The organism is Fibrobacter sp. UWB12, assembly GCF_900142485.1.
GTDB lineage: Bacteria > Fibrobacterota > Fibrobacteria > Fibrobacterales > Fibrobacteraceae > Fibrobacter.
Genome location: NZ_FRAZ01000003.1, coordinates 138519 through 159469, shown reverse-complemented (window position 1 = coordinate 159469; position 20951 = coordinate 138519). Strand labels below are relative to the sequence as shown.

Sequence of the window (20951 nt, the reverse complement as noted above, 5' to 3'; positions counted from 1 at the left end):
AGGAACAAAAAAAAGAACCTTCGAGGGCTTATCTCGAAGGCCTTTGGGTATAAACACCCTTTTTGGGGGAGTTCTGTGGATTAGAGAAACTTAGCGAGCGACACGGACCGACTTCACGGCACCATTCTTGACGGATCGGAGCAAATAGATGCCCTGAACCTTGATTGCACTCGTATTTTTGAGCGTTTCTACGGCTTCATCCATACTGTAGGCACTCATACGGCCGATACGGACACCGTTCACGTCAAAGACATAGTAGTCGCTGACTTCCGGAGTTTCATAGCGAACCTGAGTCTGGATGGAGATAGGCGGTTCATCACCCTTCGTGAAGTTGATGTAGTCAATATCAAAGTATTGTGCCGTCACATCCATACGGAGAATATGCTTACCGGCCGGGAGCGTCACCTTTTTCTTCACATCAATGAAGTCGTCCCAGCTTGACCCCGTAACATCAAACTCACCGACAGACTTTCCATCAATGGAGAGCTTGAAAGAGCCAGTTCCATCCGCAGCGACAGAAGCCGTAGCCGTATAGTCGCCAGCTTCTGCGATGTCGACAGAATATTCCAGCCAGTCACCAGTCGTGTTATAACCAACAATCTTTCCGGTTGCCTTACCGTAGATATCGACATCGGCGGCATCGCTCTTGCGGTAGTCGGAATCACCATGGTTTTCAGGATCGCCATCGCTGTAAGACACGTTGCTTACGCCATCGGTTTCACCGACACCGGTAATATCAAAGTCTTCGACTTCAATCTTGCCCGGGATTGGCAATGCAGCACCCTTGAACGGTTTGCGCGGCACTGGCTCAGGCGGTACATACGGAGCAAAGAGGCCCGTGTTGTCCTTGCCATCCTTGAGGTGCTGCTTGAAATAGTCCTTGAGCCAGGTCATTGCCGGACGGTCATTACCGTTCTTGATAAGGCCGGAGTTACCATTCGTGGTCCAAGTAGCGCCATAGACATAGCCCCAAAGGGTAATGCCTGCAACCTGCGGAGATTCCCAAAATGCCGGAATCTGTTCAGAATAACGCTGCTTTTGCTGGCTATCGTTATCCGTACCGATATCGTATTCGGTAATGAAGAGCGGCATCGGTTCGCCCTTGCCATTCTTCACGCTATTCTGGATTTTGTTCAAGGCGTTCTTGAAATCGCTGGCGTTCATGTCGGTCAAATCATGGGCCTGCTGGCCATAAGCATCAACCGGAGCGCCCTGCTTCACGAGCTTGTTCACAAGGTCAATACCTTCGTTAATCTGCCATCTGAAAGTATTGTAGTCGTTATAGATAAGGATAGCCTTCGGCCAGCGTTCACGAGCCATCTTGAATGCCGTTACCACGAATTCGTAGTTGCCGTTATCGCCACCGAGAGCAGGAATGATGTTGTTGTTCTTGCCGTAACCGGAATGGTAGCTACCACCCGATTTAATGGCTTCGTTCACCACGTCAATCATTTCGAGGTCGGGATAATGTTCGGCAACAGCATCAAACCATTTGGTAATTGCGGCCTTGGTATCAGCGGTGCTCAAGCCGTTGAGCCAGTTCGGGTACTGGGAGCCCCAAACGAGAGCATGGAACTTGAACTTGCCACCGTTCTTTTTGGCCCAGTTGTAGCAGGCGTCGCAACCCGACCAGTTATAACGGCCACGGGTGCCTTCGATAGAGGCCCACTTACATTCGTTTTCAGCAGTAATCTGATTCCAGTAAGTGCCAAAGTCACTTTGGACTTGACCGCGTGTTGTAATGTTTCCGAGGAACTTGGCACCACCATCAGCCATGCCAGGACCTGCGAATGCACTCACTGCACCACCCAATAGGGCAGCAGATATAAAACCCTTAATGAATTTTGATTTCATTTTCCACATCCTCTTAGGTTAAAACTCCTTTAACACCATTATAAACTTATTCTCATTTTTCTCAGTTTATTCTAAGAGGGGAAAATTTATCATTGCCAAAATGTCGATAAACGGAAGTTTACATTGTACGGGATGGCGACCCCGTCCCCATACGCGGATTATGCTCACATAAGTGCTAAAACGAGATGGTGACCCCGGCACGGAGGCCGGGGTGACAAGGCAAAAAGCAAAGAACCTTCGAGGGGGTACCTCGAAGGCCTTTGGGTATTTAAGGCTCCCTTTCGGGAGTTATGGATTAGGAACTCTTTAGCGAGAGACGCGAACAGACTTCACAGCGCCATTCTGGACGGAGCGGAGCATGTAGACGCCCTGGTTCTTGATCTGGCTGGAGCTCTTGAGAATCTGGACGGCTTCGCTCATGGAGTAAGCGTTCATGCGGCCAAGACGGACACCATTTGCATCGAACACGTCGTAGCTGCTGATTCTCGGAGCCTGATAATGGGCCTTCGTATTGATGCCAATTTCCGGACCCGGTTCGTCACCACCGTTACCACCCGGATTGTCACCGCCATTGCCACCCGGATTGTCGGCAACTTCACCCTTCACAAAGTTGATGTAGTCGATATCGAAGTACTGCTGAGTCACATCGAGGCGGAGCACATGCTTACCGGCCGGGAGCGTCACTTTTTTCTTTACGTCGGAGAAGTCATCGTAGCTTGTGCCAGTGACTTCGAATTCTGCGAGAGACTTGCCATCGAGGGAGAGCGTGAATGCGCCCGTGCCTTCGGTAGCGACAGAAGCAACAGCGGTGTAATCGCCAGCTTCAGCAACGTTGATGGTGTATTCGTACCAGTCGCCAGTCGTGTTATAGCCGAGAGCAACTCCAGTTGCCTTCTTGTAAAGGTCGGCACCGGTATCCTTGCGGTAGTCAGAGTCGCCATGGTTTTCGAAATCGTCGCCATAGGATTCATTGCTCGTACCGTCTTCATTCTTGCCCTGGCCCGGCTTATCGAAATCTTCGACTTCAATCTTGCCCGGAACAGCGAGAGCTTCGCCCTTGAACGGTTCCTGCGGAACAGGTTCAACCGGAGTGACAACGCCAGTGTTAAGGCCAGTGGTGTTCGCGCCCTTGTTCTTGGAGAGGTAATCCTTAAGCCAAGTCATTGCAGGACGGTCGCCGCCATTATCCTTGATGATACCGGAGTTACCATTGTTGATCCAGGTTGCACCATAAACATAGCCCCACAAGGTGATACCGGCAACATGTTCGTTTTCCATGAAGTAGGAAATCTGTTCCTGGTAGCACTGCTTTTGGATATTGTCGTTATCGGTACCGATATCGTATTCAGAGATGAACATCGGCATCTGGGTCTTGTTCCAAATTTCGCTAATGACACTCTTGAGAGTGTTGATGTTCAAGCAGGAACCGCCGCCACCGGTACCACCCGCGCCACCGCCTTGGCTCATCATGTCATGAGCCTGAAGACCGTAGGCGTCCACCGGAGCGCCGTTCTTCTTGATGGTGTTGATAAGATCAATACCCTGATCCTTGTTCCACTGAACGGTATTGTAGTCGTTATAAATCAAGATTGCCTTCGGCCAACGTTCACGAGCCATCTTAAATGCGGTCGTCACGAAGGTGTACTGACCGTTATCGCCACCGAGAGCCGGAATAATGTTGTTATTGTTGCCGTAGCCAGAGTGATACTGGTTGTTGCCAGTACGGATAGCTTCGTTCACCACGTCGATCATTTCGAGATCGGGGTAATGCTGCTTGACAGCGTCGAACCAAGCGGTAATCGCCTTCTTGGTTTCGTCAGTGCTAAGGCCGTTGAGCCAGTTCGGATACTGGGAACCCCACACCAAAGCATGGAACTTGAAGTGACCGCCGTTGTTCTTCGCCCAGTTATAGGCGGCATCGCAACCAGACCAGTTGTAACGACCGCGAGAGCCTTCGATAGAAGCCCACTTACATTCATTTTCAGCCGTAATCTGGTTCCACAACTTCGTAAAATCGCTACGAACCTGGCCACGAGTAGTAATGTTACCAACGAACTTAGCTGCACCATCAGCTAAGCCCGGTCCAGCAAAAGCACTTACAGTTCCACCCAAAAGTGCTGCAGTTACGATACTTTTAATGAATTTTGATTTCATTTCCACATCCTCATAGTTAAATACCCATACAACCATTATAAACATATCCTTGTTTTAGGGGATAACCGCAAAAAGGCAAAAATTTATCATTGACAAAATGTCCATAATGGAATTTTTACAGAAAGGACCTTCGAGGGTGAACTCGAAGGTCTTTGAATAAGTAGCTCCCTTTCGGGAGTTTTGGATTAGGAACTTTTTAACGCGTAATGCGAACCGTTTTTACAGAGCCATTCTTGACAGAGCGGAGCATGTAAATGCCCTGAATCTTGATGGACTTCGAATTCTTGAGCATCGACACGGCTTCGTCTACGGAGTAGGCGCTCATGCGGCCAAGGCGGACACCGTTCATGTCGAAGACATCGTAATCGGCGAGTTCAGGAGTTGCCATACGAACATTCGTGCGAATGGCATTTTCCTTTTTGCTTACAAAGTTGAAGTAGTCCACGTCGAAGTATTCTGCCGTAACATCCATGCGCAAGACATGCTTACCTGCCGGAAGCGTCACATCAGCAGAGACATCCTTGTAATCATCCCAGCTCGTGCCCGAAACCGGAATTTCGGCAATGGACTTGCCATCAATGGAGAGCTTGAAGGAAGCGTTTTCGCTTTCTGTTGCCACAGAGGCGGTCATGGTGTAATCGCCAGCTTCTGCGATGTTGACGGTGTATTCCAGCCAATCGCCCGTTTGGTTGTAACCTACGATAACGCCTGTAGCCTTAGCATAAAGGTCGACAGCCGAAGCGTCATCCTTGCGGTAGTCGGAATCGCCATGATTTTCGGAATCGTCGCTGTAAGAAGCATTGGTTGTACCATCTTCGTTGACACCCTTGCCTGGAACGTCAAAGTCTTCGGCTTCGATCTTACCCGGAATTTCGCGCACCTTGCCCTTGAACGGAGTTTGCGGTTCAGGTTCCACCGGAGTGAAAGTCACATCGTTCTTACCCTTGCTTAAGTTGTTTGCAAAATATTCTTCGAGCCAGTTCATGGAAGCGCGCTTGCGGCCATCTTTTTCAATAAGGCCGGTGTTTGCAACCCAGGTAGAGCCGTTGATATAGCCCCAAATGGTAATGCCTGCAACCCACGGAGTTTCCCACATGAACGGGATCTGGTTTGCGTAATCGTTTTTCTGCTTGGTATCGTCCGCTTCGCCGATATCGTATTCCGAAACGAGGAGCGGGAGGCCCGTCTCGTTATGGATACGGGTCATCTTGCTTTCGAAATCGGACTTGCTCATGCCCTTACAGTCGTGAGCCTGCTGACCGTAGGCATCGACCGGAGCGCCATTCTTGACGATGGTCTGGATGAGTTCGATGCCTTCGTTGATCTGCCAGGAAAGCGTGTTGTAGTCGTTATAGATAAGCACAGCCTTCGGCCAGCGTTCGCGAGCCATCTTGAAAGCGGTGGTGATAAAGTCGTACTGGTGCTTGCCATTTACAACGCGGTCACCGCCGAGGGCTTCGATAATGTAGGAGCCGCCGCATTCGGTATCGTCGGTGCTGTGGCCTTCGGCACCTGCAGCAGGCTTGCCGTAACCGGAGTGGTAGTTGTTACCCGCCCAAATGGCTTCGTTCACCACGTCGATGTATTCGAGGTCCGGGAACTTGGCGGCAACGGCATCAAACCATTCCGTGATGTACTTTTTGGTGAGTTCTACGGTAATGCCCGGATTTTTCTTTTTGCAGAGGAAGTTCGGGTACTGGGAACCCCAAACGAGGGCGTGGAACTTGAAGTGGCGTTCGCCCGGTTTTTCCTTGGCCCACTTGTAGGCGCTTTCGCACTTGTCGAAGTTGTCCCAGGCGAACTTGCTTGTACCGCTGTTGCCGTTAGAAAGGGAATGGATAGAGCCCCACTTACAGCCGTTTTCGGGAGTAATCTGGTTCCAATACTGAGCAAAGTCGCTACGGATTTGGCCACCCGTAGTGATATTACCTAAAAATTTAGCACCGCCATCGGCTAAAGCGGCATTTGCAAGAGAAACAAATCCGGCGATGGCTACAACAGCAAGAGAAAGAGAGATTTTTTTCATAATCCTAATCCTATACCCAAAAGTTGAATACCCGTATGACTTTTTTAAACATATTCTCGTTTTTGAAAAATGCTCAAAAAACGCAAATACTTATCATTGATAAAAAGTCCATGATGGAATATTTTCGGTTGAAAACCGTTTTTTTGAATGCAAAAAGTACGTCATGCGGGCGGGGCCCCAGCTCGGAGTTGCGAAGGCCGCACGGGCCCCTCCCTGCACCCTCCCCATCCTTGGCCGACGCTTTATTCTCACAATGACTTAATCATTTTTCACATTTACCAAATATCTCACTACAGCTTTATACAATGCTTTTCATAAGTATTGCATTTTGGATTGTTTTATTTGATGCGGTGGCCGGTGAGGTCGAAGCGTTTGCCATTTTTCTCGATGTAGAGTTTGTTATTTTGGACGCGAAGGCGTGGGATGGACGCATTTTCGAGAGTGCGCGTGGAGGGAATTGCGCGGATTCCGACCGTTTCTTCGCATTTTTCACCTTCGCAGAAGCGAATATTGTCGATATTCACGTAATTGCCAACAATTTGCATTTTGAGGACGTGTTCGCCGGCTGCGATTTCGCCCAACTTGGATTGAATAGCGGAGTAATTTGACCAGTCTTCACCTTGTTTTGCGTAAATGGAGTCGGACACAGCCTTATTGTCAATGAACAATTGCACGCCAGCCTTTTCGGAAGCGGTCGCCATTTGCACTTCGACTGAGTAGGTTGCAGTCTTTGCGACATTGACCGTGTACTCGAGCCATTCGCCATCATTCGTATGACCGATGGCATAGCCTTTCGATTTATCGGCGGAATCTAAAGCGACGATATCCACAGCATCCTTGCGGTAGAAACCGCCTTCGTTGTCGGAAGACTTGTCGTAGAACGAGACGCGGCTGCCACCGAGGTCATAGTTTTCGGCTTCGATTTTACCAGGGATTGCGGCAGGCTTGCCTGCGATTGCTTTTCCATCCGCATCAAAACCGCCAAACGGATCCTGTTGAGGAGGCGTTGTTTCAACGGTATCGGCCCAAGCCATTTGCATGCGGTCCACGCCAGACTGGTTCACAATCTGGAGCTTGGTGTTTACGCCTTCCCCGCTGCGCTTGGTCATGCTGTACCAGTCACCATCACGGAGGCCCGGCCAGTAGAAACTGCCCATTTCCCATTCGCGGAGCTGATCGGACATGCCGCGGATGTAAGCCGTGAAGTAGTTGGTGGGAGCCTTGTTGTAATCCTGATAATCGTAATGCACGCCCGCCTTGTCGCCAGGACTCATGGCGCCGCCCCATTCCGTGCAAACGGTGCGGTCAATGTACTTGCCAACCTTGCCCTTGAAGCTGTTTTTCCAACCCTGTTCGGTAGTGATGCTCATGTTCCAGAACGTGTATTCGTGAACGGCAAAGAGGCAGCCTTCAAAGCGCGGGTCGTCAGCGATGTCCGGAACGTTCCAAGCGAGGCCGGAGCCATCGAGCAAAATGTGGTCGCGCGGGACGTTCGGGAATTTCTTGAGCCAGTCCGCATAGAGATTGCGAAGGTCCGTCTTGTTATACATGTGCGGTTCGTTGAAAATTTCAAAGTAGGCGTTCGGATGGTCGCCGTATGTTTCGACGAGTTTCGCCCACATTTTCCACCAATCGTCCATGTTCTTGGGTCCCGCAGGCTGCGCGGGGCCCCAGTAGCCCATAGCCACTCGACCATGTTCAAGAGCAGCATCCAAAGCACCCGAATACATGTCAAAAGCTTTAAGAATGGTCGGTTCGTTCACCGGCATGCGCACGCTGTTTGTACCAAGCACTTCCTGGAACTGCCCGACAATACGGTCGGCAATGGCATAAGCCGATTCATGATTGTCGGAAAGGCTTAAGCCCGAAAGCACGAGAACGTCCGAGACGAAGTTGTCGCGCTTATCCGCCCAATTGACGCCGCGGAACTGGCTTGTGACAGCGAATGAGTTTGCGCAAAGAAGAAAAGATAAACCAAGAACTCCTAACGTTTTCATAATAGCATCCTTTTTTAATCGTTCTACTAACCCACTTATAAAAGTATTCTATGGGGAGCGGGATGGCGCATGAGGAGATGCAAATTGTTTTGTCAATTTATCAATAGGAAAAAGACTCCCTAAGGACGGGAGCCTACATACAATTGCAAGTTCTGTTAGCGATTATTCACGTTTTCTGTAATTGATTGTATAATTTTCACGTTCAAAAGAGACGTATTGCGTGCCGATGAAATTTGATGGGAGTGTCAACTCAAATTCCGAACGGCAAAAGCACATAGCCTCAAGACTATTATCTTCTATCCAAGTAGTGTCGTGCGTTACAGAGTCAACAACCGGAATACGAAGAATGTAATCGCTTGAAACAAACAATGTATCGTTACGAGTTTCGTAGAGAATCGTGTTAATTATGCAATTGTGATTCATTTCAAAAACGACTGTCGCAGAGCCATCTTCGTTCATGAGAAAATCAATGGACTTATTTTCTTCTGCCGATGATTTTGCAAGCAGGTTACTGCCAAGTTCACTGCATGACTTCGATTCTTTGTAATCGGTTGTTTTACCTTTTACAGCCGATGTATTCGACGGAACACTGACTAATGAATTGTCAGCGTTAGAGTCTTCGGAGCAAGCGGTTAACAGCCCGAAACTAACGGCTATAGCGGATAAAGCGAGCAGAAGGGTTTTCATGTTCATGAATTCTCAAAAAGTTACTTGGCGATATCAATATAACTTTTTATAACTTTTTTAAAATAAAATGAGCAAAAAGCCCCGAACCGTTGTGGTTCAGGGCCTTGTGAGTGAGGAGGAAAATGTTATTTGAACCGCCCTGGATCCTTCGACTTCGCTACGCTTCGCTCAGGATGACAATTGTGTATGGCGACCCCGTCCCCATACGCGGATCATGCTCACATAAGTGCTAGTTGCATTCAAGGCGAGTGTCGCGACAGGCTGCTTGCAGACTGTCATGATTGAGCCGAAGATGCTGACGCAAAGCGTCAAAGCACTAAGTGATCAAAGAAAATAAATCCGGGGTGACAAGCTAGCGGACGGAGAGTTTCATGGTCTTTTGCATGGAGCCGCTCTTGACGATGGCAAAGTACATGCCGGGTGCAAGAGAAGCGTTCTTGCCAAATTCTGCAAGACCTTCACCGTGGCCGCGCTGCGAGCCAATGAACTTGCCGTTCACACCAACAAGATGGACAACAAAGTCACTGGAGGCCGGAGCTGTAACCATCAGCGCAATGGATGCGTGAGAGTACGGCACGCGACTTACGGAAAGCGAAGCATTATGCATTTTGGCCTGCGGGAGTGCCGTCGGATCAGCCTTCAAATTATACCAGTCCACATTGCAGAGGTACGTATCTTCGCCAGTGTACGTGAACGTGAGCTTTTGCTTGCCCGCCGGGAGCGTAATCTTCGTAGAAGATTCATACCAATCGTTCCAGCCCTTAGACTTTGCGGGGTCCACAGAGAGCGTTCCGAGAATCTTACCCGTAGAATCCGTGACCGTGATGACACTTTCTTTTTCGGAACCTGTGGCAACGCGACCTGTCAGGACATAGCTACCTGCAGCCGGGACATTTATGTAGTACTGAGTCCAATCGCCATCGTTAATCCAGCCAATGTTCGGAGTGCCAAGAGAATCTTCTTCAATTTGCACGCCGTCCATAGCCACATAGTTTTCTGCCTGAATTTTGTCCGTAATTTCAAGCGGTTCGAACGGAGCGTTCGTCACCTTGAGATTGCCATCGAATTCATAGACCTTACCAGCAACAGTCGCGGTAGAGTACTTGTTTGTACCCGAAACAACATTCAGCGTGCTACCTACGAGAGACTTGATAGCGACATACGTGAGCTTGCCGCCCTTCCATGCCATGGAATCAATTTCGAAACCACCGCGAGCGCGAATGCCCTTGACAGTTCCGTTTGCCCACTGCGACGGGAGTGCCGGAAGAAGATTGATTCTGTTGTTGTGGCTCTGCATAAGCATTTCGTTCACGCCAGAGACTGCACCGAAGTTACCATCAATCTGGAACGGCGGATGCGCATCGAACAAGTTATTGTAAGTCTTGCTCGGTGTAAGCAGCATGCGAATCATCTTGTAAGCGTGGTCACCATCGTGCATGCGCGCCCAGAAGTTGATTTTCCAAGCGAGAGACCAACCGGTAGCATCATCGCCGCGCTGTTGGAGCGTAACGCCTGCGCCCTTGATTAAGTCCGGAGTTTCTTCCGGGGTAATCTGAGCACTCGGGAAAAGTCCGTACAAGTGGGAAATGTGACGGTTCTTGTTATTCGGATCGTCCCAATCCTGGAGCCATTCTGTAATTTGTCCGTACTTACCGGTTTTTGTCGGCGGCAAGCGCTTGACGGTCGCTTCCATTTTGCCACGCAGTTCTTCATCGACGCCGAGAATCTTGGAGGCTTCAATCGTGTAGTTCAGCACATCGCGGATAATCTGGTTGTCCATCGTCGGACCAAAGCAAACGTTATAGCCACCATGGTCATTTTCCGGGGAATCGCTCGGAGCGGTGACTAAATACTTGTTGCCCGTAGTCGGTTCTTCGACGAGGCTGTTCACGAAGAAGAGTGCAGCACCCTTCATTGTTGAATAAACATCCTTGAGGTATTCCTTGTCGGTCGGATTGTAGAGGAAGTGTTCCCAAAGGTGGGTCGTGAGCCAGCCAGCACCTGTCGGCCAAAGTCCCCACGCACCGTCAATCGGAGCAGAGCGGTTCCAAAGGTCGGTATTGTGGTGTTCTACCCAGCCTTCATTTACGCCCCAGTGCACCTTGGCGGTCTTTTCGCCCTGCGGCACCATGGACTTGATTTTGTCAATGAGCGGCCAAACGCATTCTTCGAGGTTGCCGGATTCTGCCGGCCAGTAGTTCATTTCGAGGTTGATGTTGGTGGTGTACTTACTACCCCAAATCGGGTTCGTGTCCTTGTTCCAGATACCCTGCAAGTTGGCCGGCTGGCCCCCCTTACGGGAGCTTGCGATGAGCAAGTAACGGCCATACTGGTAATGAAGTTCTACGAGAGACGGGTCGTTCGTGGAATTGAAATTCTTGACGCGGGTAGAGGTGATATCGCCTGCGCTCTTGTCAGCCGTGCCAAGGTCGAGCTTAACGCGGTTGAAAATCGTCTGGTAATCCTTGAGATGTGCAGCAAGCAAATCTTCATAGGACTTCTTGGCAACTTTCGACATGATGTCGGAAGCGATGGCACCCGGATCACCGCTCACATCGTTATAGGACTTGAAGTTCGTCGCAGTCGTGAGCACTAGCGTTGCGCTATTTGCGCCCTGCACGTTGATATTGCCGTTGGATACAGAAACCGTGCCACCATCGGTGAAAACGTTCAAGCGGTTCTGAAACTTGATGGAGTTGACGGTCACATCGTAAATGAGCGTGTTGCCGCTGTTCGACATTTTATTATTGCGATGCGGCGTGGTCATGGTTGCACCAAAACTCACCGAGCCATCCTTGTCCGCAGACAAGTGAACGACAATCACATGGTCCGGGTAGCTAGCGAAATATTCACGGGTATGCTTGACGCCGCCCACCGTGTAGGTTGTCTTTGCGATTGCAGTCTTGAGATCAAGTTCACGGCGGTAATTGGAAGAACCCTTGTGCGAAGTAGAAATCACAAGATCGCCCACCGGCTGGAAACTTGCAGGCCCCGGTCCAATCATATACTGACTCACGATGGATTCTGCCGTGCGATAGTCGCCACGCCACAAGGCATCACGGGCATCTTTCAAATGGCTTGCCGCCCCCTGCTTGTTGTTATCGCCAGGGCCGCCCGACCAAACCGTACTTTCGTTGAGGCCGATGTAATCCTTTTCGACACCACCGTAAATAAGGCCACCCATGTAGCCGTTACCAATCGGGAGTGCATTCGTGAATTCGGAACCGGCATCGCTGTTGTACCAAAGCGTAAGCGGATTGTCCGTCGTCGCGGCGACATTCGAAAAGGCTACGGCACAAACTAATGCCGCAGAGCCAAGGATACGACTTGCAAAAGATTTCTTTGTTTTAAACATAGTGTCCTCCATTAACCCAAAACAACACCATAAAAATCACTGGATCCTGCTTATAAAAAATACCCCTCGGAGAGGGGTTTTCATAGAGTTAAATTTCTCTTCTCATTGATTTTTTATCAATAGGAAAAGGTTTATAAATGGCGGCCCCGCAACAAGTGCGGGGTGACATAATGAAAAAAGTCATCGCGGGGCGTGTTGCGAGCCTCGCGATGACTGTGCTTCAATCGTTTTTATTTATTACTTCTTAACGGTGATGCGGAAGGCTTGGCCGCCGTTTTGAGACTTCACGATATACACGCCGGAGTTCTTCACAAGTCCAGATGTAATCGCATGGAGATCTTCGACACCGCGAGTCGTGAATGCTCCGACCTTCTTGCCCTGAGCGTCAAAGACATTGTAGTCCTTGCCTGCAGTCTTCAAAATCGGAGATTTAATCTTACCCGGAAGAGCCGTAATATCCTCCTTGCCTTCATCGTTCTTATAAATCTTTTCCATTTCATCCGGACCGTACTTAGCCGGCGAAATTTCCTTGTTCCAACCGAAGTTTCTGAAACCGAGAAGAGAGTATTCCGTCGGGTCATTCAACTGCTGACGAATCGGAGCAATGCGGAACGTGTGAGAGTATTCGCGGTTGGCATTCAAGCGGTAGGCAGGCATCGGTTCTGCACCCCAAGAGTTGATACCACCGAGGCCCATCTGGTGAAGGTCCACTCGGAGAGTGATGTCCTTGTCGCGCTTGAGTTCCCATGGGAGCTTCACATTGGTAAGCTGTTCCGGAGTGTAGTGCTGGGCGCTGAATTCCATGCGCGGGTTACCCACAATCATGAGGCCCTTGCCCGTCTTTTCGTTTGTAAGCGTAGCCCACTTCACATCGGTGCGCTGACCAGTTTCGCCAATTTCCATGTACTTAACAGTCATAGAATCTGCATAGGTAGAATAGAGACCCATGAAGCTACCGCGGTTACGGCCCATGTAGTTTTCATCCGGTCCACGTCCAAAGTAACGGACCTTTTCGTAACCGCCCGGAACCGTGAAGAGCGTACCGACATTCGGGATATAGCTCTTGGTGCGATCCGGATTGAACGTGTAATCCACAACGATATCACCACTGCCGTAGACATAGTAGGTAAGTCTCATCTTGGAGCCGCCCACATCCGGGAAGCCAAAGTTGAATGTCACCTGAGTTTCTTGAGCAGAAACTTCCTTCACTTCGGAGGTCACGTTGCGCTTTTTACTTGCGCTACGCCATTCACCATGGCCGCGTTCCATGTTGAAGCCCTTATCGTTATCAGTCGGAGCACGCCAGAAGTTCGGGATTCCACCGTTCTTGATGATGGTATCGCCACCAAGGACATAGCTTGCAAGTGTTCCATTTCTTTCATCGAATGTAATCTTGAAATCGGATCCTTCGATTGTAAGGCCATTGCTCTTATTTACCTTGGTCGCATTCATCGAGCTTATATCAATTTCGGTAGACCAGAGCTGTCCCAAGTCGATGCCGAATTGTTCATGACCAACGCTGTGGCCTGCAAATGCCCAAAGTTCATCCTTCTTCAAGCGGAAATCGATATCGAGGAAGTATTCCGCACCAACCGTTGGCTTGATTTCGGGCATTTTGATAGTCACAGTCTTCTTTTCATTCGGACCGATGTTCAACTGAGAACCATCAATCTTACCTTCTTCGATAACTTTGCCATTTTCCTTAATTTGCCAGTAGGCATCGAGGAAATCACCGAGATTCTTGAACAGGTAACGGCTTTCAATTTCAATCTTACCCTTAGCGGCATCTACGTTGTGGACGCGGACTTGGCTGTACTGGTATTTGACTTCCCACATTTCCGGCTGGAGCGCACGATCCGGGAACACGAGGCCGTTAGCGCAGAAGTTGTCGTCGTTCTGCCAGTCGCCCCACATGCCACCGAATTCAAAGTACGGAGTACCCTTGTGACGGAGACCCTGGTCGATAAAGTCCCAAATGAAACCACCGAAAGCACGCGGGTTGCTATAGAAGGCATCCATGTATTCTTGCAAATCACCGACGGAGTTACCCATGGCGTGTTCGTACTCGCACAACATAATCGGCTTGTTAGCATCATTGTAACTAGCAATAGCTTCAGGACCAAAGTACATCCAGCTGTTCACATCGGCGTTATTCCAGTCGCCTTCGTAATGCACAAAGCGCGTAGAGTCGATTTCATGAGCACGCTGACGTTCCGAGGCGAACACGTTACCGTTTCCGGCTTCGTTACCGAGAGACCAAAGAATAATGGACGGATGGTTTTTGTCACGCTGCACCATGGAATTCATGCGGTCCACAGCCGGAGCGCGCCAATCATCGCTATTCTTCGGAAGATCGTTGTTGGCACCGTGGCTTTCGACGTTGGCTTCGTCAATCACGTAAATACCGTACTTGTCGCAGAGATCGTACATCACCGGATTATTCGGGTAGTGCGACATACGAAGCGCGTTGATGTTGAATTGCTTCATGAGAATGACGTCTTTTTCCATGCGTTCGTAAGAGACTGCACGACCATCATCCGGATCGAGTTCGTGACGGTCTACGCCATGGAACTTCACCGGCATGCCATTTACCAACAAACGCGGTGCACCATTCTGTTTCTTGATTTCAATCTTACGGAAACCAATCTTGTTACTTTCGACCTGGAGAATCTTTCCATCAGCATCCTTGAAGGTGAGCACTGCGGTATAGAGGTCCGGAGTTTCTGCAGACCAGCGCTTCGGAGAAGCGTACGGAATTTCGAAGTGCACAGATTTTTCACCGCCCTTAGAACCAATGCCAGAAACTTTCTGCGATTCCGGTTTGATGACTTCGGCACCGGAGGCATCGTACAAAGAAAGTTCTACGGAGTATGTCCCCGATTCCTTATCGGTCGAATTGTAAATCCAGGCGGTCGTTTTCAAGAGACCATCTTTATAGTTATTCGTGAGAGTCGCATCAATCTGGAAGTCCTGAATGTGGACCTCGGGCACAGCGTAAATGTACACATCACGCATAATACCGGAAAGACGGATAAAGTCCTGGTCTTCGAGCCAAGAGCCGTCGCACCAGCGGAACACCTGCACAGAGATGTTATTTTCGCCCTTGCGGAGGTATTTGTTAATATCGAATTCATGGCCCGTGAAAGTATCTTCACTATAGCCAACGTAATTGCCGTTCACCCATACATAGTAAGCGGATTCAACGCCTTCGAAGTGCAAACGGATGCGCTTGCCGTTCCAGCTTTCGGGAACCGTAAAGTTGCGGCGATAATGACCGACCGGGTTAAAGTCCGTCGGAGCGTAAGGCGCAGAAACGCGGTTGTTCTGGGACCACGGATAAATAACGTTCGTGTAAATCGGATGGTCGTAGCCTAAAAGCTGCCAAGAACTCGGAACCTTGATTTTATCCCACTTGGAAACATCGTAATTATCCTTGTAGAAATCATTGTTACGTTGGCTAGGCTTATCGACATGGAAGAATCTCCACTCACCCGAAAGCGTCTGATACCATTCCGAAGCGTGACGGTCGCCCTTCACAGCCTCTTCAACCGTAGAGTACGGCATCGAGGTCACGTGCGGATTCAACCTATTCACGCCAAAAATTCTCGGTTTGCCATTCCATTCATCGTTGGGTTGAGCAAACAAAGACGTCGCCAAAACCAAACCGGCTGACATTGCTAAAGACAAATTAATTCCGAACTTCATAGAGTCCTCCCGTTCATATTCCTGCATAAAAAAATACCCCAATTTACGAGACATTTTTCATTTTAAAATCAAAGTTCTGTGGACATTTTATCAAAGGTCACGTTCGTTTAAACGCCCGTCATTACTGCAATTTGGAATGTTTTAATCTGTAGCGTCACATTTTTTTGACAATTAATTCAGCAATAGAAAAAGCCCGCCAGAGGCGGGCCCAGTGAGGTTAGATAAAAAATTATAGATCCTTCGACTTCGCTCAGGATGACACTATTCGTGTCATTTCACGAGAACGCGGAAGGTCTTGGAGTGACCGAGACCACGAACCATGTACACGCCCGGAACATAACCTGCAGAGCGGATGGACTTTGCAAGGCTCTGGCCCTTAGCGTCAATGTGTCCGAGGTACTTGCCAGTCATGGTGAACACTGCGTAAGACTTTTCGGCAATCGGGAGTTCCACGCGAGCCTTCTTGATTCCAACTTTGTCATCGCAATCGAAGCCCATGCAGAACTTGAACCAATCTACATTCACGAAGTTGCCATTGATTTCCATTTTGAGTACATGTTCGCCCTTCGGGATTTCCTTGGTCGTTGCCTTGACTTCGGTATAATTAGACCAGTCTTCGCCCTTTTCAGCCTTGATGACATCGGTAATAGCCTTGTCGTCGATGTAGAACTTGACACCCACATCGTCAGAAGCTGTTGCCATGTTCACGACGATTGTGTATTCAGATGCAATCTGGTTATCGACCGTGTATTCGACCCATTCGCCGTCTTCGGTGTAACCGATAGCGTAACCCTTAGACTTGTCGGTAGAATCGAGCTGGACAATATCCACTTCGTCTTCGCGATAGGCGCCGCCCTGATTAGCGCGATCGTTATCGTAGAAGGCCTTATTGTGGCCGCCCTTGTCATAATCTTCGGCCTGGATTTTGCCCGGAATTGCGGAAGCTGTGCCCTTGAACGGTTCCTGCGGAATCTTGGTTGCAGCACTTTCCATGTACCAATAGTCGAAATCAAAACCGCCCTGTTTTACAACAAAGTAGAGATCTTCGACACCGGCAGCATCTGTCAAAGCAAATGTATTTTCTTGCCAGCTGGAGCTCTTCGGCACATCAATCGTTGCAAGCGTCGGGCCTGTCGTAGAACCGGTATGAACTTCAAGCTTACCGCCATTACCCTTGGTGCAGATGATGATATTTTCGGCACCATCTCCCATGTCCACAGAGCGAACTTTCGTATAGAAGTTGTTGCCCATGTTGGTGAGGTAGACGTTATCGCCCTGCTTTGCCACATGCTTGATGATGGTGTATCCACCGCTCTTGTCCACATTGATGCCACCCACCCAAGACTTGGTTTCGGCTTCAACGCGTTCGAACGGGTCAAGATTCTTGATGGGCTTCTTGACGCCATCATTCGTAGACTTGATGGTCGGAATCGTACCGTCAGCATTCCAGGTAAATTCTTCAACTGCGGTAGAACGGCTATAGCCACCGCCGCTCACGTTCTTCTGGTTGTGATAGAAGAAGAAGCTACGTCCCTTAAAGTCAATGAGACCGGAGTGGTTCGTGAATGCAGTTCCATTGCCCTGGTCCATGATGATGCCTCCCCACTTCCACGGACCCGTCGGAGAATCACTGGTAGAATACGAGATTTTTTCAGGCACGCCATGGGAAGCATAAATCATGTAATACTTCTTGTCGCGCTTGTGAATCCACGGACCTTCGGTATAGACAGAGTTTCCATTCGGGGAAAATCCACGACTCATGTCCGTCACCTGAATTTGTCCGTCAAATTCAATCATATTCTCTTTAAGCTTAGCGTAATAAAGCTTCGGGTTGCCCCAGTAGAGCCAAGCCTGGCCATCATCGTCAATCCAAACAGTCGGGTCAATGTAATCCCAGTTCGGACCAGCGAGATGCTGGCCGTTGCGGGCATCCTTGAACGGGCCTTCGGGCTTATCGGCCACAGCAACGTTGATAGCGCGGCCACCACGGGTCGATTCCACAGTCACGTAATAGTAATACTTGCCGTTACGACGGACAACTTGAGCAGCCCAGTCGCCGTTATCTTTCGCGTTGCCGCCAAAGTCCTTGTTCGAAAGGATGAGCTCACCCATATCGGTCCAGTTCACCATATCGGTGGTGCAAGAGACGCGCCAACCGTGCATGGTAAAGAAAGAACCGCCTTCATCGTTACCCGTGTACACGCAGACGGTGTCGCCAAACACAACCGGAGCCGGGTCCGGCGAATAGTACGTCTGAATAATCGGGTTCTCAGCAAGCGCATTGGACGCAAAACCAAGTCCAAACGCGAGAAGTATTTTACTTGTCATTTTCATATTGCACCCCATTTCTCCTAAACTACTTCACCTGAATCATTTTGCCAAAGACCTTGTTCACGCTCTGGACAAAGTAGACACCAGACTTGAAGTTCTTTGCATGCATAGCCTGCATTACAGAACTTGTCGTCGGCATGCCCATCACGCGAATGACGCCCATGTGATGGCCGCGGACATCGAACACATTCAGCGTAGAGCTGCGAGAGATATCCATATTCAATCCGTAACGGACGCTCGGCTTAATCGCAAGGATTTCTTCCTTAGTCTTACCGAACTTGATCCAGTCAATGTTCAAGTAAGCACCCGTGATTGCCACGCGAAGCACATGTTCGCCAGCTTCAAGAGCGGTTGTCTTGCCTTCGACCGTACCATAAGTATTCCAGTCTTCGCCCTGCGGGGCTACAATCGTATCGCTGATTGCCTTGCCATCCATGAAGAGCTGGAAGCTAGAGCCTTCGAGACCGGTAGCCACGTTAGCGAGGAACACGTATTCACCAGCGGTGGAGACCTTCAAGGTGTATTCCATCCATTCGCCAGCCTGTGTGTAACCCACAGCGTAGCCCTTAGACTTGTCAGTAGAATCAATTTGAGTGATGTCCACGCCATCTTCGCGGTAGACGCCGCCTTCGTTCACAAAGTCCTTGTCGTTGAAGGAAACGCTCTGGCCACCTTCATCGTAGTTTTCCATTTCGATGGTGCCCGGAATGGTCATGTTTTCAACAAACGGAGCCTGCGGAACCACGTTGGAGAAGTCCGGAAGCGGAATGGTGTTGATGCGGTCACCGATGTTCTTGAATTCGCCCTGAAGGCCAGCAGCTTCGGCAACAGAAGCGATGTAGCCACCGTTGTTCTTTTCGGTAAACTGACCCGGAGCGTTACGGCCAACGCCGCTCGGAGCGTTCTTGTAAGAGTTGTTTTCGACAGCAAAGCCACTAGAGCCTTCGTCAAGATAAATCGGCAAAATCCAGTAATCCGACCACTTGGACTGGGACATATCATGGATGTAGTTTTCCTTGATTTCGCTACCCGTGCCCTGGTTGCTCAATGTATAAATCGGACCGGAGTCGCAAAGCAAACGGGCAATGTGGTGGATGTCGTTCTTATTAATTTTGTTGTTCGTCATGGCTGTTTCGCTCTTGGTCCAGCCATAACCCACAGAGATACCGGAATAGTTTGTATAGGACACTTCGTTATTTTCGATGACGACATAACGCGGATACCCGGCGGCAATGCCCACAGCGCCCTGATGTTCATTCGTCACGTTTGTCACGAGGTTGTAACGGATTGTATCGCGGGTACTGATTTCGTCCTTGTCCTTCGGATTGTACGGGATGTGAATTTCGGTCGTGGAGTCTTGAGAGAACTTGCCGAGCATAATGCCGCAGCCGCCGATTTCATAGAATACGTTGCCTTCAATCACGTCATCATTTGTACCAGAGACAAAGTCAAGACCAGTTGCAGCCATCTGCGTGAACGTGCAATTCTTGATTTTGAAATGGTGCGCATTTTCGACGCGGAAACCAGCATCCGGACGCCAGAGGAGGAACTTGTTAGAGCCAAGACGGCCATTTTCAGCCATGACTTCGATGTTGAACATACTTGCCTGCAAATCCAGGAAGCCTTCTTCGCTCGGACGCAAGAAATTGGAGTTTGCAAAGGTTATGCCTTCAAAAGACATGTAACCAACTTTGTTCTTAGTATCCTTACCGAGAATGCTGAAGAGCGTATTGACGCGCGGAACGACAACATTTGCGGTCGCCATGTTTTCGCCTGCGCGGGCCTTGTAATAAAGCGTACCGGTCGATTCGTCCAAGTACCATTCGCCCGGCTGGTCGATAAATTCGTAAGCATTTTCAAGGTAGTAAACCTGCTGCTTCGGCGGATTGCTCATGAAAGCGGTGCCAAGCATCGGGTATTTGCGGCGGAAAAGCTTGCTTCTTTCAGGATCCTGCGGTTCAAACTTGAAGGTATTGCCCTGCTGGGAAATCTTGTCGAGACGCAAGATGCTTTCGGCCCATGCAATCATCAAATGGATTTCGACCTTCTTCGGATTCTTCCAGTCCGTAGACTTGACATCGCTGCTGTTGAGGAGGAAGGCGCTGCCGGCAGAGTCCACTTTGTTCAAGCGGAAGAAGTTATGGTCGCCGTTATCGAGCAAGTTCGGCATACGCGCGCGAATTGCCTTTTTGCCGTTCACGTACATCTGGCGGAAACGGGCATCGACACCTTCGACCTTCCAGATGTTGTTCTTTTCATCGTGAATCGTCCAGCCAGACATCGGGATACCGCCCGTAATAAGCGGAGTTTCGTTCGGATAGGCTTTATAGCGGACGTAGAAACCATCCTTACCGCCATCAGCCTCAGTAAAATTGACCGTAGACGAAAGCTGGTAGGTACCGCCACGGAGAACAACGGAAATATCACCCGTCATAGTGCCATTGATAGCGCGCACAGCCTTCTGGGCCTGCGTAATCGTCTTGAAGGGAGCCTCTTCGGTACCCTTGTTGGAATCGCTACCATTCGGAGCGACATAGAACGTAGCCTGATCCGCTGCAGTTACAACAGTAGCTCCAAGGAAGAGAGCTGAAATTGCGGCCATTTGACTTAATGTTTTGAAGCTCATAATACCTAACCTCACGTTAAAAACCAAACATAGTTTGCCCTAACAACACTCTAAAATTATTCTCGGAAATGTGTTTTTTTCATGTTTTTAGGCGAGATATTGTGGACTGTTTATCCATAGCTACTTCAATTCGGAATTTGGAATTAAGCAATAGGGTGATGCCCTCCCCATTCGCGGATCATGCTCACATAAGTGCTAATTGCATTCAAGGCGAGT

The 20951-nt window shown here is 49.5% G+C and carries 9 protein-coding genes; all 9 read right to left on the bottom strand.

The features are described 5' to 3' along the window. Positions 1–90: 90 nt before the first annotated feature. The 9 genes from BUA34_RS05550 to BUA34_RS05510 all read right to left on the bottom strand — a co-directional run bounded on the left by BUA34_RS05550 (position 91) and on the right by BUA34_RS05510 (position 20735). Positions 91–1854 carry an endo-1,4-beta-xylanase gene (locus tag BUA34_RS05550; protein WP_072828000.1) on the bottom strand — a complete coding sequence of 588 codons (1764 nt, stop codon included), beginning with the start codon at positions 1852–1854 and terminating at the stop codon, positions 91–93. Between the two features lie 306 nt (positions 1855–2160). Then, positions 2161–4008 (bottom strand): endo-1,4-beta-xylanase, encoded by a 1848-nt coding sequence (locus BUA34_RS05545; RefSeq protein WP_072827746.1) that lies wholly within the window; start codon positions 4006–4008, stop codon positions 2161–2163. 196 nt (positions 4009–4204) lie between these two features. Beyond that, positions 4205–6034, bottom strand: a complete 1830-nt coding sequence (locus tag BUA34_RS05540; RefSeq protein WP_072827745.1) for an endo-1,4-beta-xylanase — start codon at positions 6032–6034, stop codon at positions 4205–4207. 338 nt (positions 6035–6372) lie between these two features. Then, positions 6373–8031 (bottom strand): carbohydrate-binding protein, encoded by a 1659-nt coding sequence (locus tag BUA34_RS05535; RefSeq protein WP_072827744.1) that lies wholly within the window; start codon positions 8029–8031, stop codon positions 6373–6375. Positions 8032–8193: 162 nt separating this feature from the next. Further along, positions 8194–8724 carry a hypothetical protein gene (locus BUA34_RS05530; protein ID WP_072827743.1) on the bottom strand — a complete coding sequence of 177 codons (531 nt, stop codon included), beginning with the start codon at positions 8722–8724 and terminating at the stop codon, positions 8194–8196. Between the two features lie 346 nt (positions 8725–9070). After that, positions 9071–12073 carry a glycosyl hydrolase family 95 catalytic domain-containing protein gene (locus BUA34_RS05525; protein WP_072827742.1) on the bottom strand — a complete coding sequence of 1001 codons (3003 nt, stop codon included), beginning with the start codon at positions 12071–12073 and terminating at the stop codon, positions 9071–9073. Between the two features lie 237 nt (positions 12074–12310). Further along, on the bottom strand, positions 12311–15778 hold the full coding sequence (locus BUA34_RS05520) for a beta-galactosidase, LacZ type (protein WP_072827741.1): 3468 nt from the start codon (positions 15776–15778) through the stop codon (positions 12311–12313). A gap of 270 nt (positions 15779–16048) precedes the next feature. Next, positions 16049–18112, bottom strand: coding sequence for a family 43 glycosylhydrolase (locus BUA34_RS05515; protein ID WP_254794341.1), 2064 nt, complete (start codon positions 18110–18112; stop codon positions 16049–16051). Positions 18113–18134: 22 nt separating this feature from the next. Further along, positions 18135–20735: a carbohydrate-binding protein gene (locus BUA34_RS05510; RefSeq protein ID WP_072827739.1), complete on the bottom strand. Its 2601-nt coding sequence runs from the start codon at positions 20733–20735 to the stop codon at positions 18135–18137. Positions 20736–20951 lie beyond the last annotated feature (216 nt).